Below are 372 nucleotides of genomic sequence, written 5' to 3'. Positions count from 1 at the left end.
TGAAAGGCCTGCCCTACGGGGCGTCACGGTTGTTTCACACTGCCCCCCTAGGCTACGCGGCTTGATCCACTTGTGACCCTCTCTCATGCCACGTTTCACCCTCTCCCACCTGGCCCTGGCCTGCGCGCTGGCTCTGCCAGCCACCACCGCCCTGGCCCAAACTGAAGTGACCGCCACCCTGGCTGGCCACGCCGCCCTACCCGCCAGCACCACCGTGACCGCGCCCAAGGCGTTCGGCAAGTTTTTCGAGACCGCGGGCAAGTTCACCGCCGCCAACCGCCAGCGCACCGAAGTGCTGCACAGCATCGACGGCATCAGCTTTGTGGGCGATCCCAAGTACCCGCGCAAGTCGGGCGGCACGCTGCCCATCCG

General features: G+C 66.9%; 1 pseudogene. It reads left to right on the top strand.

Annotation, left to right across the window (positions count from 1 at the left end):
* Positions 1-85 precede the first annotated feature (85 nt).
* A pseudogene (locus AC1D1Y_RS26860) lies at positions 86-372 on the top strand (esterase-like activity of phytase family protein); the annotation flags it as partial.

This window comes from Polaromonas sp. P1_G1 (genome assembly GCF_056405595.1).
This window is presented reverse-complemented; position numbering and strand designations above follow the sequence as displayed.